At 44.2% G+C, this 17228-nt stretch carries 19 protein-coding genes; 11 read left to right on the top strand and 8 right to left on the bottom strand.

Annotation, left to right across the window (positions count from 1 at the left end):
* The first annotated feature begins 40 nt into the window (after window positions 1-40).
* The 9 genes from GJV22_RS21105 to GJV22_RS21065 all read left to right on the top strand — a co-directional run bounded on the left by GJV22_RS21105 (window position 41) and on the right by GJV22_RS21065 (window position 6008).
* Window positions 41-202 (top strand): hypothetical protein, encoded by a 162-nt coding sequence (locus GJV22_RS21105; protein WP_163718408.1) that lies wholly within the window; start codon window positions 41-43, stop codon window positions 200-202.
* A 106-nt stretch (window positions 203-308) separates the two neighbouring features.
* A complete protein-coding gene (locus tag GJV22_RS21100; RefSeq protein WP_163718406.1) occupies window positions 309-1244 on the top strand; it encodes a DMT family transporter in 936 nt (311 codons plus the stop codon).
* Between the two features lie 38 nt (window positions 1245-1282).
* Window positions 1283-1882: an acyl carrier protein phosphodiesterase gene (locus GJV22_RS21095; protein ID WP_163718404.1), complete on the top strand. Its 600-nt coding sequence runs from the start codon at window positions 1283-1285 to the stop codon at window positions 1880-1882.
* Between the two features lie 251 nt (window positions 1883-2133).
* Window positions 2134-2727 (top strand): 4Fe-4S dicluster domain-containing protein, encoded by a 594-nt coding sequence (locus GJV22_RS21090; RefSeq protein WP_163718479.1) that lies wholly within the window; start codon window positions 2134-2136, stop codon window positions 2725-2727.
* 24 nt (window positions 2728-2751) lie between these two features.
* On the top strand, window positions 2752-3048 hold the full coding sequence (locus GJV22_RS21085; protein ID WP_163718402.1) for a nitroreductase family protein: 297 nt from the start codon (window positions 2752-2754) through the stop codon (window positions 3046-3048).
* Between the two features lie 99 nt (window positions 3049-3147).
* A complete protein-coding gene (locus tag GJV22_RS21080) occupies window positions 3148-3633 on the top strand; it encodes a hydrolase (RefSeq protein WP_163718400.1) in 486 nt (161 codons plus the stop codon).
* Window positions 3634-3916: 283 nt separating this feature from the next.
* Window positions 3917-4120: a hypothetical protein gene (locus GJV22_RS21075; RefSeq protein ID WP_163718398.1), complete on the top strand. Its 204-nt coding sequence runs from the start codon at window positions 3917-3919 to the stop codon at window positions 4118-4120.
* A gap of 506 nt (window positions 4121-4626) precedes the next feature.
* Window positions 4627-5040: a hypothetical protein gene (locus GJV22_RS21070; RefSeq protein ID WP_163718396.1), complete on the top strand. Its 414-nt coding sequence runs from the start codon at window positions 4627-4629 to the stop codon at window positions 5038-5040.
* A 65-nt stretch (window positions 5041-5105) separates the two neighbouring features.
* A complete protein-coding gene (locus tag GJV22_RS21065; RefSeq protein WP_163718394.1) occupies window positions 5106-6008 on the top strand; it encodes an NAD-dependent epimerase/dehydratase family protein in 903 nt (300 codons plus the stop codon).
* 16 nt (window positions 6009-6024) lie between these two features.
* Here the strand turns inward: GJV22_RS21065 and rodA are convergent, their stop codons facing one another.
* From rodA to purH, 6 genes are read right to left on the bottom strand one after another with little or no spacing between them, the layout of a single operon-like run.
* On the bottom strand, window positions 6025-7452 hold the full coding sequence (rodA, locus tag GJV22_RS21060; protein WP_163718392.1) for a rod shape-determining protein RodA: 1428 nt from the start codon (window positions 7450-7452) through the stop codon (window positions 6025-6027).
* A complete protein-coding gene (mrdA, locus tag GJV22_RS21055; protein ID WP_163718390.1) occupies window positions 7452-9278 on the bottom strand; it encodes a penicillin-binding protein 2 in 1827 nt (608 codons plus the stop codon). The genes rodA and mrdA overlap by 1 nt, the downstream gene beginning before the upstream one ends.
* A gap of 5 nt (window positions 9279-9283) precedes the next feature.
* A complete protein-coding gene (mreD, locus tag GJV22_RS21050) occupies window positions 9284-9790 on the bottom strand; it encodes a rod shape-determining protein MreD (protein WP_163718386.1) in 507 nt (168 codons plus the stop codon).
* The gene (gene mreC, locus GJV22_RS21045; RefSeq protein WP_163718384.1) at window positions 9783-10625 is read right to left on the bottom strand and encodes a rod shape-determining protein MreC; all 843 of its coding nucleotides are present in this window, start codon (window positions 10623-10625) and stop codon (window positions 9783-9785) included. The genes mreD and mreC overlap by 8 nt, the downstream gene beginning before the upstream one ends.
* Before the next feature lie 33 nt (window positions 10626-10658).
* Window positions 10659-11681, bottom strand: a complete 1023-nt coding sequence (locus GJV22_RS21040) for a rod shape-determining protein (protein WP_163718382.1) — start codon at window positions 11679-11681, stop codon at window positions 10659-10661.
* Window positions 11682-11730: 49 nt separating this feature from the next.
* Complete coding sequence (purH, locus tag GJV22_RS21035; RefSeq protein WP_163718380.1) at window positions 11731-13320, bottom strand: bifunctional phosphoribosylaminoimidazolecarboxamide formyltransferase/IMP cyclohydrolase; 1590 nt, start codon at window positions 13318-13320, stop codon at window positions 11731-11733.
* Window positions 13321-13536: 216 nt separating this feature from the next.
* Here purH and GJV22_RS21030 point away from each other — a divergent pair, with 216 nt between their 5' ends.
* Window positions 13537-14790: an ABC transporter permease gene (locus tag GJV22_RS21030; RefSeq protein ID WP_163718377.1), complete on the top strand. Its 1254-nt coding sequence runs from the start codon at window positions 13537-13539 to the stop codon at window positions 14788-14790.
* Window positions 14791-14860: 70 nt separating this feature from the next.
* Window positions 14861-15307 (top strand): hypothetical protein, encoded by a 447-nt coding sequence (locus tag GJV22_RS21025; RefSeq protein WP_163718375.1) that lies wholly within the window; start codon window positions 14861-14863, stop codon window positions 15305-15307.
* 57 nt (window positions 15308-15364) lie between these two features.
* Here GJV22_RS21025 and GJV22_RS21020 read toward each other — a convergent pair whose 3' ends face one another.
* Together GJV22_RS21020 and rimK are read right to left on the bottom strand one after the other, a co-directional pair.
* On the bottom strand, window positions 15365-16324 hold the full coding sequence (locus GJV22_RS21020) for a succinylglutamate desuccinylase/aspartoacylase family protein (protein WP_163718373.1): 960 nt from the start codon (window positions 16322-16324) through the stop codon (window positions 15365-15367).
* Window positions 16325-16328: 4 nt separating this feature from the next.
* Window positions 16329-17201 (bottom strand): 30S ribosomal protein S6--L-glutamate ligase, encoded by an 873-nt coding sequence (gene rimK, locus GJV22_RS21015; protein ID WP_163718371.1) that lies wholly within the window; start codon window positions 17199-17201, stop codon window positions 16329-16331.
* Window positions 17202-17228 lie beyond the last annotated feature (27 nt).

Raw genomic sequence — 17228 nt, 5'->3', positions numbered from 1 at the left:
TTTGAGTTTAAACCAGAAATAGATAGATATTCTAGGATAAATGATCTATTGCTTCGAGATTGCCGATGGTATGAGAGGATGCACTTTCGATGTGGATCCGTTTGATCAACCGGGTGTTGATGCTCATAAAAAGAAGATGCTCGCCTTATTGAAAATGCCAGGTTTTGAGGGAGAGACAAAAGCGATTAAAGCACACTTGTAAGGAAATTAGTGATCTAATATAAATGAAGGCTTCATCCCGAAAGGGGTGAAGCCTTACTTATTTTTGTACATTTGGAACGAACTATTTAGAGTCAAACTTCCTTAGAATGAAATCAGACCGGCTGAAAGGATACCTGTTTGCGATCATTGCAACGATCGCATTTTCCAATATATACATCTTCAGTAAAGCAGCGCTGAATGAGGTACACCTCAGTCAGTTCGGTTTATATTGGTTTGCCATGGGGGCTTTTCTCAATATCGTTTGGTTTGTATACCGAAAACATCACCGCTATTTAAGAGCACTGAGTAAACGGCAGAAACGAACGTTAGTAACCCTTGGGATACTCGAAATTCTGACGACAGTTTTCTTTTTCCTGTCCATTCAAATTATTCCCGATCCGGCAGTGACCAGTTTCATGGGAAACCTGTACCCGGTTTTGCTGACCGCGATGGGTATTTTCTTTCTTAAGGAGAGCTTTACAAAGATGGAAGCCTTTGGGGCTTTTTTGGCGTTGGTTGGTGCTTTTGTGGTGAGCTATCAGGGTGGCACCAGCCTTTCTGAACTGTTTATTCCGGGAGCAGGCATTGTACTTTTGAATGCCATTTTTGCGGCTACGGCTTCCCTGGTTGTGAAAATGAATGTCCGCAATATGTCGCCAGAACTGATCAACACCAACCGCTCGGTTTGGCTGTTTTTATTTTCGCTCATCATGTTTTTGTTTTTGGGGCATCCATTCAAAATACCGTCAGGTGCATTGATAAATATTGCCATTGGTGGTGCGCTAGGCCCCTTTGTCGCCGTTTTGTGTATCTATTATTCGTTTCACTACATCGAAGTGTCGAAGTCGTCGATCGTTCAAAGCACCAAAGTTGTTTTCGTGTTAATCGGTAGCCTCATTTATTTTGGAACGTTCCCTTTGTTGCACCAGCTCATTGGCGGACTATTAACGCTGGTTGGCGTTATTCTGATTTCGGCGGCAAAGTTACCTGGTTTTAACCGGACTAAGAGCCGTGTTGAAAAGGCCGGCGGTGAACAACCTTAGGGGTGGATGGTTTATTGGATTGATTGAAAGAAGCAGGAATGAATTATTTAGCACATCTTTATTTATCAGGCGAAGCAGACGAAATTCTGCTGGGTAACTTTATTGGCGATTATGTGAAAGGGCAACAATACCGCCATTTCTCAAATGATGTGCGAAAAGGAATTCTCCTGCATCGTTCCATCGACTCGTTTACCGATACGCACCCGGTTGTGAAAGAGGCCGCCGCCTATTTTCGGCCGGCTTACGGGCGTTATTGCGGGATTGTCACCGATGTGATCTTCGATCATTTTTTGGCCCGGTATTGGCGGCAGTATTCGCCTCATACCTTAAGACAGTTTGCCAAACATGTGCATGCGGTGCTGTTGGCTAATTTCTTTCAACTTCCTGTCCGGGTGCAGGGTTTTTTGCCTTTCCTTATTCAACACAAACGACTCGAATCGTATGCTCGCCTCGACGGCATTCAGCAGTCGCTGCACATCATGGCACGGCGAACCAGTTTGCCCGATCAAACAAGCCAGGCGATGGAAGTACTTGAACGCAATTTTGATGAATTGAGGGAACTCTTCGAACGCTTCTTCGAAGACTTGATCGACCATGTTGAAAGCTCTTCCGGGATTCAAATCGAACGGTTGAAATAGCAGGAACTGCAAGTTGCAGTCCGCAGTGATCACTTGCTGGATACACATCTCTCCCAATTATCATCCAACAATATTTTCTGCTAAAACAGCGCGGTTGAGGCCCTTCTTTTAATCGGACGAATTCGTTTCCGAGAGGCAGATTTCGTGGCTTTCCCGATACAATTGCACCACTGCACGGTATAACTTTCAATGCGAATAAGGCGTTTAAAAATAAGGTCACACTTGTATTCAAAAAACCAAAATGAACGATCATGGCTATTCCTACGTCACGGACGAAACACACAGGTGTTATTCATGTCGACGATGAAAAATGTAATCAGTGCGGGCTTTGTGTTAGCATCTGCAAAGATGGTTCACTGGTGATGAAAGGTGGCCGGGTTACGCTTGGATCCGATCCTGTTTTTGGCTGTTATGGTTGCGGGCATTGTATGGCCATTTGCCCGGAATCGGCGGTTGAAATTGAAGGGCGGGAACTTTCGCTGGATGATCTTTTACCGCTTCCCGATGCCAGCCGGAAAACTTTGTTTGACGACTTGTATCAGTTAATGCTTGGGTGCAGGAGTATTCGTGATTTCAAGAAAAAAGAAATTGAGCCGCATTTGATTGATCAGATTATCGAAGCTGCACTGACAGCTCCGGTAGTCTTACCGCCTTCTGATGTTAAGTTGTTGGTGTTTAAAGGCCGGGCGAAGGTCCGGGAGTTTGCTTTCGACGCGATCGACCAAATGGCGAAATCCAGGTGGTTGATTAAGCCCCCGGGGATCTGGTTGTGGAAAATGGCCGGCAACGAAGCGTATGAGCTGATGAAAGGTTTTGGCTTTCCGTTAATCAATAAACTGGTCTAACGAAAGAAGGGTAATGTAGATTATTTGTTGTACGATACCCCTTTGGCGATGTATTTTTTGTCGTCACCTTATTCCGATCCGATTGATCCGGTGATACCCGCCACCTATGCGATGCTGGCTGCCGAAAGCCTAGGATTGGGAAGCTGTATGATCGGAAGTATACACCCGCTAATTCGTCACGGGGCGAAAAAATTCAAGCAACATTGGGGGATTCCTCAAAAGTCGGTCAACGGGCTGGTAGTGATTTTCGGGTACCCCAAATACCGGTTTCATAAAGCACTGAAACGTTCTTTTGCACAAGTTGTGAGCTATGACAATTAAAATTGGAAAGCTGGCGGCAGCTTTTCAGCGTTCAATATAAAGCGGATTTAAATCCGGCTACATTAGTTCAAGTTCGGGAATCAAATAAATGAAGAAGTCATGGAACCAAAAACAGAACCCGTGTATGATTGTTGTCCACCTTTTGATCCAACTCATTGGGACAACCAAATGCTGGACTGGACGGATAAAAAATTTATCAAGGATCATGTCCGGACGCTCTTTTACAGGCCTTTGAATTTTGGACGAGTCATGCGGAAGCTCGACAAAAAGGTGAAAGATTCGGAAGCTAAAATTCTCGACTGGATGGTTCTGGCTGATCATACTTCGCGATGGAATATGGACCTCTACCTGGCTGTTGATAAAGAAATTCCGGATGCTGAGAATACGAGATTAAGCGGGCATTTTTTCAGTAAAGTGTACGAAGGTCCTTTTAAAGATGCCGGGAAGTGGTGTAACGATTATGAAGAAGTGGTAAAGGAGAAAGGGTTGAAAATTAAGAAATGGTACATGTGGTACACCACCTGCCCAAATTGTGCCAAAAAGTATGGGAAGAATTACGTGGATATTGTTGCGGAGATAGAATAGCGACAGGTGCTTGCAGATAATGAATAAAAGGCGGTCAAAGAGAGGCCTGGTTTTATCCGACACGGCACTCTGGTACCGAGGGAACTCGCTTGAAGGTGGGCTTTGCGAATATATCGTCCGGTCGCGTTTCCTGCTTTTGGCTTAGTCAAAAGTCAATCGTTTGGTATCAGGAAGGGGTGAAGTCTGGTTCCGTTTCAAATGAATGTGCGTGACCTCGGTTGAACAAACCCTTGTTTCGATTGCTTCGTTTATAAAGAGGTAAGACAATTAAAACAAGAATGCTATGAAACAACTATTGAATACCGCTTTGCTCATGCTGCTTGTCGTTGTATGTGTGCTGGCTCAAACGCCGGAGCATTATCCGTCTCCGGTACCCGAACCTGTTGCGCCCTCTTTATTCAATATTATTCTCTATGTGGTTTTGCCGGTCGCACTAGTGGTGTTCCTGGTCTATTACCGCCGCAAAAAAAGGAAAGAGCGAGACTAAGGTCCATTGGTTTGCTGTTTGAGGGCGAGTAGTCGAGGGATCTGGAAGTTCGAAAACCCGGGCTTTCGAATGAGCACTGATTGACACAGTTTAATGAACATTACCGTTCCGAACCGCTTTCGTTCACCTCTGGACTGGAATCTCGGAGTTCTGAGCTGCATTCGTTCATTTCCGAACTGCTCTCGTTCACCTTTTAGCGGCTCTCGTTCAGTTCAAAGCAGAGTCGGTTCACCTTTTTACTGCGTTATTTCACTTCCGAACCGAACGGATTCACCTTGGAACCGCTTTCGTTCACCTTTTAGGTGAATGAAGTCGATTTGGAAGTGGGAGGGGTACTTCGGAAGTACCCTTTCGGATGTTCGAAGTACCCCCGTAGCTTTATGTCGCTCCGGTTTGGAACGAAATCAAAATGAACATGAATATTTTTTTGAAGTTTCGTAACTTAAGAGTTCATCGGAGTCGGTGTTATTAGTTCGTAGTTGTGCACCAATTTAAAAACCAAAGAAATGAGTTCCATGAAGGGATTTACCCGCTTACTGATATTCTCGACTGTTCTTGTCATTATTAGTTCGTGTCTTAATCGACAATTCATTGATGGTAGAGCTGAAATTGGTTCAAGTTTAGACACGACACTCCATGATTCTTCATTCGTTTTTGGACACATATATCACGTTGACTGGTCAGTAAATGAATATTACTTAGAAAATCAGTTTGAAGTATGGGTAGAAAATTCAGATTTAAAAACCACGAACGATACCTCTGGATATTATTCGCTGAAAATGACACCTGGAACCTATACCATAAAATGTCAAAGTACCTACAATGAATGGGAACGGTTAATTGAAGAAGTGAAATCTCTGGAATTATTGAAGAACACGAAAACTGAGATTAATTTTTATATCGGAAATACAGTTGAATAAAAAATTGAGTTATGGTACACAAGCTGTCGATCAGCAACACGTAAAATCAAACTAAATAGGCGAACATGACTAAAAAGCGAATTTTATTTACAGGGGGATCAGGAAAGGCCGGGAAACACGCAATTCACTATCTTCTTGACCAAGGACATAAAGTGATGAATGTAGACCTGGTGCCTTTGGATTACCCGGGGGTGAATAATCTGGTAGCTGATATTACGGATTCCGGACAGGTGTTTAATGCGATGAGTTCGTATGCCGGCTTAGATGAATTGGACGCAGGAAATGGGGTGCAAAAATTTGATGCCGTAGTCCATTTTGCTGCCGTGCCCAGGATCTTAATCATTCCGGATAATGAGACTTTTAGGGTCAATACCATGGGCACTTACAATGTGATTGAAGCAGCTGTTAAACTTGGAATTCGAAAGATTATTATTGCTTCATCAGAAACCACTTATGGTATCTGTTTTTCAGATGGCAAAACCAACCCTAAAGTACTGCCTTTGGAGGAGGATTATGACGTTGACCCCATGGATAGCTACGGATTATCGAAGGTTGTCAATGAGAAAACGGCACGGAGTTTCCAGCGGCGTTCGGGCTTTGATATTTATGCCCTTCGTATCGGGAATGTAATTGAACCTCACGAATACGCTGAGCTGTTTCCGCACTATTTTAAAAATCCGGAAGTGCGCCGCAGGAATGCTTTCTGTTATATCGATGCGCGCGATCTAGGACAGATTGTGGATTTATGTCTGGAAAAAGACGGCCTTGGTTACCAGGTTTTCAATGCCGGAAACGATCACAACGGCGCTGTTATTCCCAGCAAAGAATTGGCTGAAAAGTTCTTTCCCGATGTGCCAATTATTCGGGAATTGGAGGAGCATGAAGCATTATTCTCAAATCGTAAAATTCGGGAAGTTTTGGGATTCAGAGAACAACATAGCTGGCGGAAGTACTTGAAATGGGACTAAAATTGAAAGGTTGTTTTTAGTAGCTCAGTTTCTCCATGCGGCTGGCATCCAAGCGCAGGAAGATAAACAGCAAAATGGTGAACGACCACAGCGACGAACCTCCGTAACTAAAGAAGGGAAGTGGGATACCGATTACCGGTGCCAGTCCAATGGTCATCCCAACGTTGATGGACAGGTGAAAGAACAGGATACAAGCAACACTGTAGCCATACACCCGGCTAAAAACCGATCGTTGTCGTTCGGCTAGGAAAACGAGCCGCAATAAAAGTGCAAGGAACAGCAGGATGATGACTGTTGTTCCGGCAAAACCCCATTCTTCGCCTACGGTACAGAAAATGAAGTCGGTACTTTGCTCCGGCACAAAGTTGAATTTGGTTTGCGTGCCGTTCAGGAATCCTTTTCCCCACATGCCACCCGAACCGATGGCAATTTTCGATTGGTTCACATTATACCCAACTCCCAGCGGATCGGATTTGATACCCAGCAATTCTTCAATACGTGCCCGCTGGTGCGGTTGCATAATGTCGTTGACAACGTAGTCGACGATGAAGGTCATCATAACCAAACTGATGTACACGACAATGACCAACAGCAAATTCTTGAGGCGATGGCGCAACGCATAGATCCCAAAAATTAAACTTGCCAGGAGAGCTGAAAAAAGTACAATTCGGGTGTCGGGAAAGCCCAACTTCAGAAATTTGTTAGTAAGCCAGAAAATGAAGAAAATACTGGCCGAAATCCCCAGTGCTTTGATCGCTTCCATGAATTTTTGATTCATGAAATAATACACCAAAATGGCGGCAGCGGTCATAATGCCAATGGTGACCAAAGGGGCCAGCATGAGTGTTATAATGAACACCATCGCGATTAATAGCCCCATGAACAAGAATACTCCCGACATTCCTTCACGGTAGAGCACAAAGGCGAAAACCGCAAACACCAGTGCAGAGCCGGTGTCGTTCTGAAGGAAAATAAACATGATTGGCGCCAGTATAATTGCTCCGATGACCGCGATGGACTGGAGCTTTTCGATCTTGAAATTGTACGAACTCATGTACTTAGCCAGAGCAAGGGCCGTGGCCAGTTTGCTCACCTCGGCCGGCTGAAAGGCAAAGCTCCCGATTTGGAACCACGATCTGGCTCCTTTTACTTCGGACCCAATAAGCAAGACAGCAGCCAGTAGGACTAAGGTGACAATATAGATGACATAGGCAAAAGAGACGTAGAATTTACTGTCTATCAGGATCAGCGTTCCGGCCAAAACGAAGCCGGCAACTATCCAAATCAGCTGTTTGCCATAGCGTTGGCTCATATCCAGAATGCTGCTGTGTTCTTCGTTGTAAACAGCAGCGTAAATGTTAATCCACCCAATGAATACCAAAAGGACGTAGAAGCCGATAGTCAGCCAATCCAAATTTGCCCATATGTTATTTCTGCTTGCCATTATTTGGGTTGATTGGGGTTTAACAGGTTTGCTTCGATCATTTTTTTCTCCAAGGCTTTTCGGTTTGGAGCAGTGATGGAATCGTTCAAATACATTTCAATCATCAAGCTGGCGATGGGAGCTGCATATCGGGCTCCCCATACACCGTTTTCAACATAGGCGGCGATCGCTATTTGAGGATCATCTTTGGGCGCAAAGGCAATAAACGCGGAGTGGTCGGAGCCATGACTGTTCTGGATGGTTCCGGTTTTTCCGCAGATATCGATTCCTTCGACATGTGCTGTATATCGTGTATTTGTTTGGTCTACCACTTCCTGCATCCCTTCGATTACTTTGGTGAAATGTTCGGGATGTATCATACTTACTTTCTTTTCGAAAGAGAGTTTTCTGGAGCTTTGGTCCGGATCTTCAATGGCTTTCACAATGTGCGGATCGATGTAATAGCCCCGGTTGGCAATTACCGCTGCCATGTTTGCCATTTGCAAAGGGGTTACAATGATTTCCCCCTGCCCGATTGACAAGGAGCGAACCGTGAGTGCATTCCATCTTCTTTTGCCAAAATACCGGTCGTAATAGGATGCTTCAGGAATATTTCCTTTTGACTCCCCGTAAAATTCGGTTCCCAGGGTTTGGCCCAATCCAAAGCTGAGGATATGCTCGCGCCATTTTTTGTAGCCTTCTTCCGAAGTCGGATATTTATTGATGATTGTTTTGAAAGTATTCCAGAAGAACGGGTTGCAGGATTCGCGAATTCCCCCAACCAGCGTAATCGGTGTTTCGTGGTTGTGTGTACAGCGAATAGGTGAAGAGGCCTTTCCGAAGCAGGACACTGCTGTGTTTTCGGTGATCGTTCCTTCCTCCAGAGCAATCAGAGCATTTAATGTTTTAAAGGTTGAACCGGGTGAGTAAGCAGCCGATATGGCCCGGTTGGTCAGTGGCTTTAGGGTGTCGTTAAGCAGAAGCTGGTAATTTTTGCTTCGTTCGCGACCAACCAATAAGTTTGCATTGTAGTCGGGGCCACTGTAAAAACAAAGAATCTCTCCGGTTTTTGGTTCAATGGCGACAACAGCTCCACGCTTGTTCTTCATCAGTAATTCGCAATAGCTCTGTAGTTTGGAGTCAATCGTGGTTGTGAGGTTATTACCCAGCACGGCTGCAGAATCGTTCTTTTCGTCGTTGTAGGTTCCTTTGAGGCGGTTATGAACATCCACTAAAAAGTAGTTAACCCCTTTATGACCACGGAGTTCTTTTTCGTAGGTTCGTTCAATGCCGGTTACGCCAATGTAGTCGCCTTGTGAATAGTAAGAATCTTTGTTGATTTGCGATTGATTGACCTCCCCGACATAGCCCAACATATGCGAGGCAATAGGATGTGCATATTCGCGCAAGGTTCGCGTTTGAACGAAAAAGCCGGGGTACTTGTACAGCTTTTCCTGCAGCATGGCATACATCTCGGTCGACAACTGCTTGACAATAACCGATGGCTTGTAGCGCGAATATTTTTTGGCTTTTTTTAATTCAGCCATTAAATCAGCCTGTTCAATTTTTAAAATTGAACACAACTGGGTCGTATCGAAGGTGGAGACTTCTCGGGGCGTAACCAGTAAATCGTATGCAGCTTTGTTATATACCAATAACTCACCGTTGCGGTCGTAGATTAACCCCCGGGCCGGGTAGTTGATCACCTTGCGGAGGACATTCTTTGTCGCGTATTGTTTGTAAGAGCTGTCTATGACTTGGATCGTAAAGAGCCGAATGATGAATACAATCGCAATGAATACGAAGATGGCGCCCAGAATAAATTTTCGTTTTGCGTATTTGTCCACGGCAGCTAATCTTTTGAGGTCATGTATTGACTAATGATGATCAGTACAATCGTTAGGGCCGAACTGAAGAGTGTGCGCAAAAGCGTGTACAGAAATCCATTGAAGGAAAAGACTTCAATGTAAAACAGGAAGAAATGGTGAGCTAAAACCATAATGGCTGTATAGCGGAAGAACCACGAAAAACCTAACTCCGAAATCCGGGGTGTTTGATTGAGTTCCAATACGTCGCGTGAGGAAATCAAGTTGATTACGTACGGACGGATGAATGCCAGAAATGTCGTGGCCGACGCATGAATGCCAAGTGTGTTGGAGAAAATATCGATGTTTAATCCCAATAAGAACCCGAGAATTAATAACAGGTAATTTGGAATGCTGAAAGGCAGCGTAAGAATAAATAAGATGTACAAATACGGATTGATTAAACCACTAATCTGAATGTGGTTAAGCAGCAGAACCTGAATCAGCACCAGGATTACCCAGGACGTAACATATTTTAATATTCCGCTATTCATATGTATTCAACTTCTGTAAATCGATTAATTCTTCCAGGTGGTTATTCTTGGCAATTTCAACGTAGCTCAAGTTGGCAAAATTTGTGAGCAATTTAACTGATATGTCGAAAAAGTTGCGGCCACTGGCATGATCAAATTCTTCAATTACGCCAATTGGAATGCCTTCAGGAAATACATCCGAGTAACCACTGGTTACAATCGTATCACCAATTTCCATTTTAACATGAAATGGAATCTCATTTAAACGGGCATATTTCGGATCCAAGCCGTTCCAGGCAAGTGTGCCAAAATAATTGGAGTGTTGTATTTTGGCCGAAACCGACCAACGCTTGTTCAGAATAGTTGGTCCGGTGGAATAATGCTTCGATACGCTGGTGACAATCCCAACGACTCCGCCCGGGCCAATAATTCCCATGTCAATTTTTATCCCATCATTGCTGCCTTTATTGATGGTAATATAATTGTACTGTTTGGTGAACGAATTATTGACGACCTTGGCAGGGATGAAATCATACTGACTCAAGGTCGTATCAGCGGTTTCTGCGACAGGTGCAATCGAGTCGTTCGGAAGAAAGGTTTGCTTGTAATGCTCCAATTGTGTGCGAAGGCGCGAGTTCTCTTCTGCCAGTTCTGCATTGGTTTGTTGCAGCGAAAAGAAGCTTGTTATCGCATTAAATTGCTCATAGATAGATGCTGTAAAGCTGTTGCTTGAATTGAAAAATTTAACTCGTTGAAAGTTATTATAATTCACAGTCAGACTAATACTGACTGCTTCGAGCAACAGGAACAACAGAAAGAAATAATTTCGCGCCAGAAAGCGTAACAAACTCCTCATTCACCGGAAAGTTTGCTCTTTCCTGTTCAGGCATTACCGGATCAGGAAAGAGAATTTATCAACGTTTTTAAGTGCAATACCAGTTCCGCGGGCGACCGCACGTAAAGGATCTTCGGCAACGTGGAAGGGAATATTAATTTTTTCAGACAAGCGTTTGTCCAGTCCACGAAGCAAAGCGCCACCGCCGGCCAGATAAATACCTTTGGTTACGATGTCGGAATATAATTCAGGAGGCGTCAACTCCAGGGCACTCAAAATCGCTGTTTCAATTTTTGAGATTGATTTTTCGAGACAATGAGAAATTTCCTGGTAAGATACCGGCACCTCAATTGGCAAAGCCGTCATTTGGTTTGGCCCCTGAACAATGTAATCATTTGGGGGAGTTTCAAGCTGTGACAAGGCAGAACCAACATTGATTTTGATATCTTCAGCCGTACGTTCACCAACTTTGATGTTGTGCTGGTGGCGCATGTACTCCATAATGTCGGCTGTTAAGTCATCACCGGCAATACGGATCGATTTGTTGGTTACAATACCTCCCAGAGAGATTACCGCAATTTCCGTTGTACCACCACCGATATCAACAATCATATTTCCTTCGGGAGCTTCCACATCTAGACCAATACCGATTGCTGCCGCCATTGGCTCGTAGATCATGTAAACTTCGCGACCACCGGCATGTTCCGAAGAGTCACGAACCGCACGGATTTCCACCTCGGTAGATCCTGAGGGGATACACACGACCATTTTCAATGATGGTGTGAACAGGCGCGATTTGGGGTTGATCATTTTAATCATTCCCCGAATCATTTGCTCGGCAGCGTTAAAGTCTGCAATCACACCATCCCTTAGCGGGCGAATTGTTTTTAGGTTGGGCGGTGTTCGTCCTTCCATTTGACGGGCTTTTTCACCAATGGCGAAAAGCTTTTCCGTTTTCATGTCGATGGTAACGACTGATGGTTCGTCTAAAACAATTTTGTCGTTTTGTATGATGATGGTATTGGCTGTTCCCAAGTCAATCGCAATCTCTTGGGTTAAGAAAGAAAACAATCCCATGTTTTTAGTCTCCTAATGTCAACGGTTTATGAACCGGCTGATTTTAAAATTAATGTTTAAAGTGACGGCGTCCGGTAAACAGCATGGCGATACCAAACTCATCGCAAGCCTCAATCACTTCCTCGTCGCGAATACTGCCACCGGGTTCAACGACAAATTTTACCCCAAATTCATTGGCCGCTTCAATGCTGTCGCGGAATGGGAAAAATGCATCTGATATTAGGACGGATTCTTCAATTTTAACTCCTTTTTTCGTGTTGAAACGAGGAATCGTCAGTTGGCGAAGGCTATCAAGTCGGTTGGGTTGTCCCATTCCTGCGCCTGTCAGCCAGAAGGAACCGTCGCTGTTTTCATTAACCAAGGCTATCGCATTACTCTTTAAGTGCTTGCAAGCTGTAATACCAAACTTGGCCAAATTCATTTTATTGTTGTCGAATTGAATTTTTGTAACATTTTTGAAGTCGGTGTCCATGCCTTCATCTTCGTCCTGAACCAGCATCCCTCCGCTGATTGAGCGGTAGAGTTTTTCACCGGTTTTTTCTGCTTTGATTGGCGTAACCAACAAACGCAGGTTTTTCTTTTTCCCGAAAACTTCGAGTGCTTCCGGAGTGAAAGCCGGGGCAATGATGATTTCAACGAATTTCTTACCAAACCATTGTGCGACTTCTGCAGTCACTGTTTCGGTAAAGCAAATGATTGAACCGAATGCGCTGATTGGGTCACCTTCCCATGCCAGATCCAGTGATTTCAAAATGTTGTCGGTAACAGCCAGCCCACAAGGGTTAAGGTGCTTGATAACAGAAACGGCTACTTTATTTTCGATATGACTAACGGCGTGGTAAGCATCCGAAGCTGATTTCCAGGCTGCGTCAGCGTCCAGCAGGTTGTTGTACGACAATTCTTTGCCCTGCAGAACTTCCGCGTTCGCTAAAGTTACTTTTGAGTCTGCATTGTCGAACTTGTAGAACGTTGCCGATTGGTCCGGGTTTTCGCCGTAACGCAATACTTTGCCGTCGTTCAGGCTAACCCGGTTGGTATCGGTGATGCCGTTGTTGAAATAATTGAAAATGGCTGAGTCGTAGTGTGACGAAGTTGCAAATGCTTTGCGGGCAAATGCTTTTCGGTCTTCCAGGGTGCTTTCGCCATTTTGCGCATTCAGTAATTCAATGAATTCTTCGTACTGATCGCGTGATGAAACGATGATAACATCGTTGAAGTTTTTGGCTGTTCCACGAATCAGAGCAATACCGCCAATATCTATTTTTTCTATAATATCTTCTTCAGAAGCACCTGATGCAACTGTTTCTTCAAAAGGATAAAGGTCTACAATAACCAGATCAATCTCAGGTATCTCATATTGTGCAATCTGTTCCTGGTCGCCGCTGTTGTCACGACGGTTCAGGATTCCGCCAAATACTTTCGGGTGAAGGGTCTTCACACGGCCTCCCAGAATTGAGGGATAACCTGTCAGGTCTTCAACTGCGGTAACAGGCACATTTAAACTTTCGATAAATGATTGTGTACCTCCGGTTGAGTAAAGTTGTACACCGAGTTCATCTAATTTTTTTACAATGACATCGAGTCTATCCTTATGATAAACGGAAATCAGGGCTGATTTTATCTTTTTTAAATCCTTCATTTACAGTTTGTTAAAAATGCGATGCAAAGATAGTAATTTCAAATAATTAAATGGAGATAATCTTTGTGGAAAACAAAAATTTTGCGTTGAAAATAGGAAGAATTTTTCGGTCTGGAAAGCTGAAAAGTCGATCAGATTAAAAATAAATGAAATAGAAACACGAAGGAGCAGCAAGGAGTTTTTGAATTCTTTTAACTTTACAAAAAATCCAAGCTGATGATCCTTTTACGACTTATCATCGAAAGTTTTTCGCTCTCAATAAACGCGTTGCGTGGTAATAAGCTGCGGACAATCTTGTCGCTATTGGGGATAACCATCGGTATTTTTGCTATTATCTCGGTTTTTACGGTTATTGATTCGTTGGAAAAATACATGCGTGAAAGTTTGAATTCGCTTGGATCGAACATGGTTTATGTACAGAAATGGCCATGGACGCCACCCGAAGGTGAAACCGAATATCCGTGGTGGAAATATCTGAATCGTCCAATCCCCAAGGAAGAAGATGCTGATGAAATTTTGAGACGTTCCTCATCCACCGAACTCGCTACTTTTTTTGTTGTTTTTAATACGACTATTCAATTTGGAAGTTCATCGGCAGAAAATGCTGAAATTATGGCCAGTACCTACGATTTGGTTAATCTGTGGAATCTGGATATCAATGGGGGGCGCTATTTTACGCAGTCGGAAATGGATAGCGGGGCTCCCATGGCAGTTATCGGAGCAGAGCTGGCCGATAAGTTGTTTGAAGGCGTTGACCCGGTTGGGAAGTCAATAAAAGTGAAGGGGCGTCGGGTTTTAATTGTTGGGACCTATGCCCGAAAGGGGACAGACATGTTTGGAACGAGTATGGACAAACGACTCCATGTCTCAACAAACCTGGCTTCATCGATGGTTGATTTCAGGAATCGGGAGATGGGACAGACGATCAATGTGAAAGCCAAAGATGATGTCGACAATGATTTGTTTGTTTCAGAGTTGGAAGGGATTCTGAGAAGCTTGCACCAATTGCGCCCGATGGAGGAGAGTGATTTTGCCATTAACGAGGTGAGTGTTATTTCCACTCGTTTTGACGCTTTTTTTCTTGTATTCAATATTGCCGGGACGGTGATCGGCGGGTTTAGTATTCTGGTGGGTGGATTCGGGATTGCGAACATCATGTTTGTGTCGGTAAAAGAACGAACGCGAATTATCGGTATCCAAAAATCGCTTGGTGCTAAACGGTATTTTATCCTTCTTCAGTTTATTTTCGAAGCTGTTATCTTATCGCTAATCGGCGGATTGATTGGTTTAGTTTTGGTTTTTGTCGGCTCTGAGCTGGTTAGTTCGGTGTCGGAAATGCACTTGGTGTTAAGTTTGAAAAATATTGGAATGGGACTGCTTGTGTCCGGTTTTATCGGGTTGATTGCCGGTTACGTCCCGGCCTGGATCGCTTCCCGTCTTGATCCTGTTGTTGCCATTAATGCCGGATAAGACTGTTGGATTTCTTTTTCCCGCCACGCAACCGAATTGCTATTTGCTCATCTTTCTGGAAACGTAACCGATGAAACCACTATTTTGTAGTTATACCTTGCTGGTAGGCTTGCTCTTTTTTGCTTGTGCAGGTCCTGAACGGGATGAACTATCAGAAGACAATAATTTCTATGGACAATGGACTTGGGTACAAACCGATGGCGGTATAGCGAACAATATTCATGAAACGGCAGAAAGCTCCGGAAGGATAATCGTTCTTTTGCTGAATCGCGATGGATTTTATGCTATTTCTGAAAACGGAACGCAGCTGTCTGTTGGAACTTTTCAGATATCCAGTGAGAACTCAATTTACTCCGGCGAGTTGGAGAATTACCTTCAATTATCGCCTGCGTTTGCTTTGCAAGCCGTTGTGCTGGAGGGGATTATTCATCCCGGCGAGAATGGAATGCTGAGCATTGCCGATAATAATTACGACGGCGTTGGCAGCCTTTTTAAGCGCTATTATTCCGAGAACTAATTTCTAATGATTTGGTAATCTATGACCCGGATTAACCTCTCAGTTGGGCCCGGTTGATCAGACTTTTCCCAAGTGTATGAGGGCGTCGCCCTGGTATACGATCGGGGCGTGATTAAGGCCGATGATGTATCCGCTTTCTGGTATTTTGACAGCCCTTTCGAATTCGCCGTAAGGGTCAGATATACTTCCAATGATATCTCCTTTTTCCACTTTGGCGCCATCTTTCACCTGAAAGCGGAACATTCCTCCATGGCGAGCTCTGATCCATGTTGATTCTCGAATAAATATTGGATCAATCTTAGGCATCTCGGCGATTTCCTCGCTGTAGTCGCGCATGCCCAAATGATCCATCAATCGCAAAACACCATTTACTCCCCGTTGGGTAATGCGGTTGTGGATGTCTAATGATTTGCCTCCTTCAAACAACAGAATTTTTTTGCCTAGTTTGGTCGCGGCTTGACGAAAAGATTTTTCCCGATCTGGAGCCAGAACAATGAAACGTGGTTTGAAAATGTTTGCCAGTTCGAACAGTTCCGGATGTTCCTTGCTAATCCGAATTTGTGAGCTGTTGAAGCGATTCGTTCCTCCGGTATGAAAATCGACAATATAATCTGCTGCCGGTAAAATATTATTCATCAGGTTCCAAGCAAACAGACTGGCCATTGATCCATTTTGGGTTCCGGGGAACATGCGGTTCAAATCCTTACCGTCGGGAAACTCCCGGGTTTGATTCAGAAATCCGAAGACATTGAGCGCGGGGATGCAAATGATGGTACCGCTGGTTGGTTTATTGTATTTTTTCGAAATGAGTTCGCGAATGATTTCAACCCCGTTAATTTCGTTACCATGTATTCCCCCCAGCAAAAGTAGCACCGGGCCGGGCTCTTTACCTCGTTGAACAATCACAGGCACTTCTATTTTATTGTGCGTGTGTAGGCGGGCCGTTTCCAGGTTGATGATTGTTTTTCGACCAGTTGGAATTGTTTTCCCCAGAAGTTGAAGAGGTTGATTTTTCATATCGCTAGACGTTTCGCTCGACGTACCGAATAATGCTGTTGGCAATATCTTTGCCGGTTGCGGCTTCAATTCCTTCCAATCCGGGAGATGAATTTACTTCCAGAATCAGCGGACCTTGTTTCGATTGTAGCATGTCAACTCCGGCAATACCGAGTCCCAAAACCCGGGCTGCTTTCAACGCTGCATTTTCCTCATCTTCACTGAGCTCGATGATCTCTGCAGTTCCTCCGCGGTGGAGATTTGAGCGGAATTCGCCTTTCTTAGCCTGACGTTTCATGGCCCCTACAACAACACCATCAACAACAAAGGCGCGGATATCTGCTCCTTGGGCTTCTGAAATGAATTCCTGTACAATTACGCGGGCTTTTAGTCCGTTGAAAGCTTCAATAACTGATTCGGCTGCATTGTCATTTTCAGCCAAAACAACTCCCAGTCCTTGCGTTCCTTCCAATAATTTAATGACAAGCGGTGCTCCGCCAACGCTTTTTACGATATCGCTAACATTGCGCGAATAGTTGGTGAAAACTGTTTTGGGTAAGCCCAGACCAGCCCGGCTCAGGATTTGTAAGCTGCGCAGTTTGTCGCGGGAACGAACCAGTGCTTGTGATTCGATGGCTGTAAAAACTTTCATCATTTCGAATTGGCGAACAACCGCTGTTCCGAAGAAAGTAACCGATGCTCCAATTCGTGGAATCACGGCATCAACATCTGTAATCATATGACCTTTGTAGATAATACCTGGTTTCTTTTTCTCGATTACCAGGTCACATTTTGAGTGATCAACAACAATCACTTCATGGCCTTTCTTTTCTCCTGCTTCAACAAGTCTTTTTGTTGAATAGAGATTGTGATCCCGTGATAAAATAACAATCTTCACTTTGTCTGAATATTAAGTCCTTTTGTT

The organism is Mangrovibacterium lignilyticum (genome assembly GCF_010882175.1).
GTDB lineage: Bacteria > Bacteroidota > Bacteroidia > Bacteroidales > Prolixibacteraceae > Mangrovibacterium > Mangrovibacterium lignilyticum.
The sequence above is the reverse complement of the archived record's forward strand: the minus strand, read 5'-3'. Positions and strand labels throughout refer to the sequence as shown.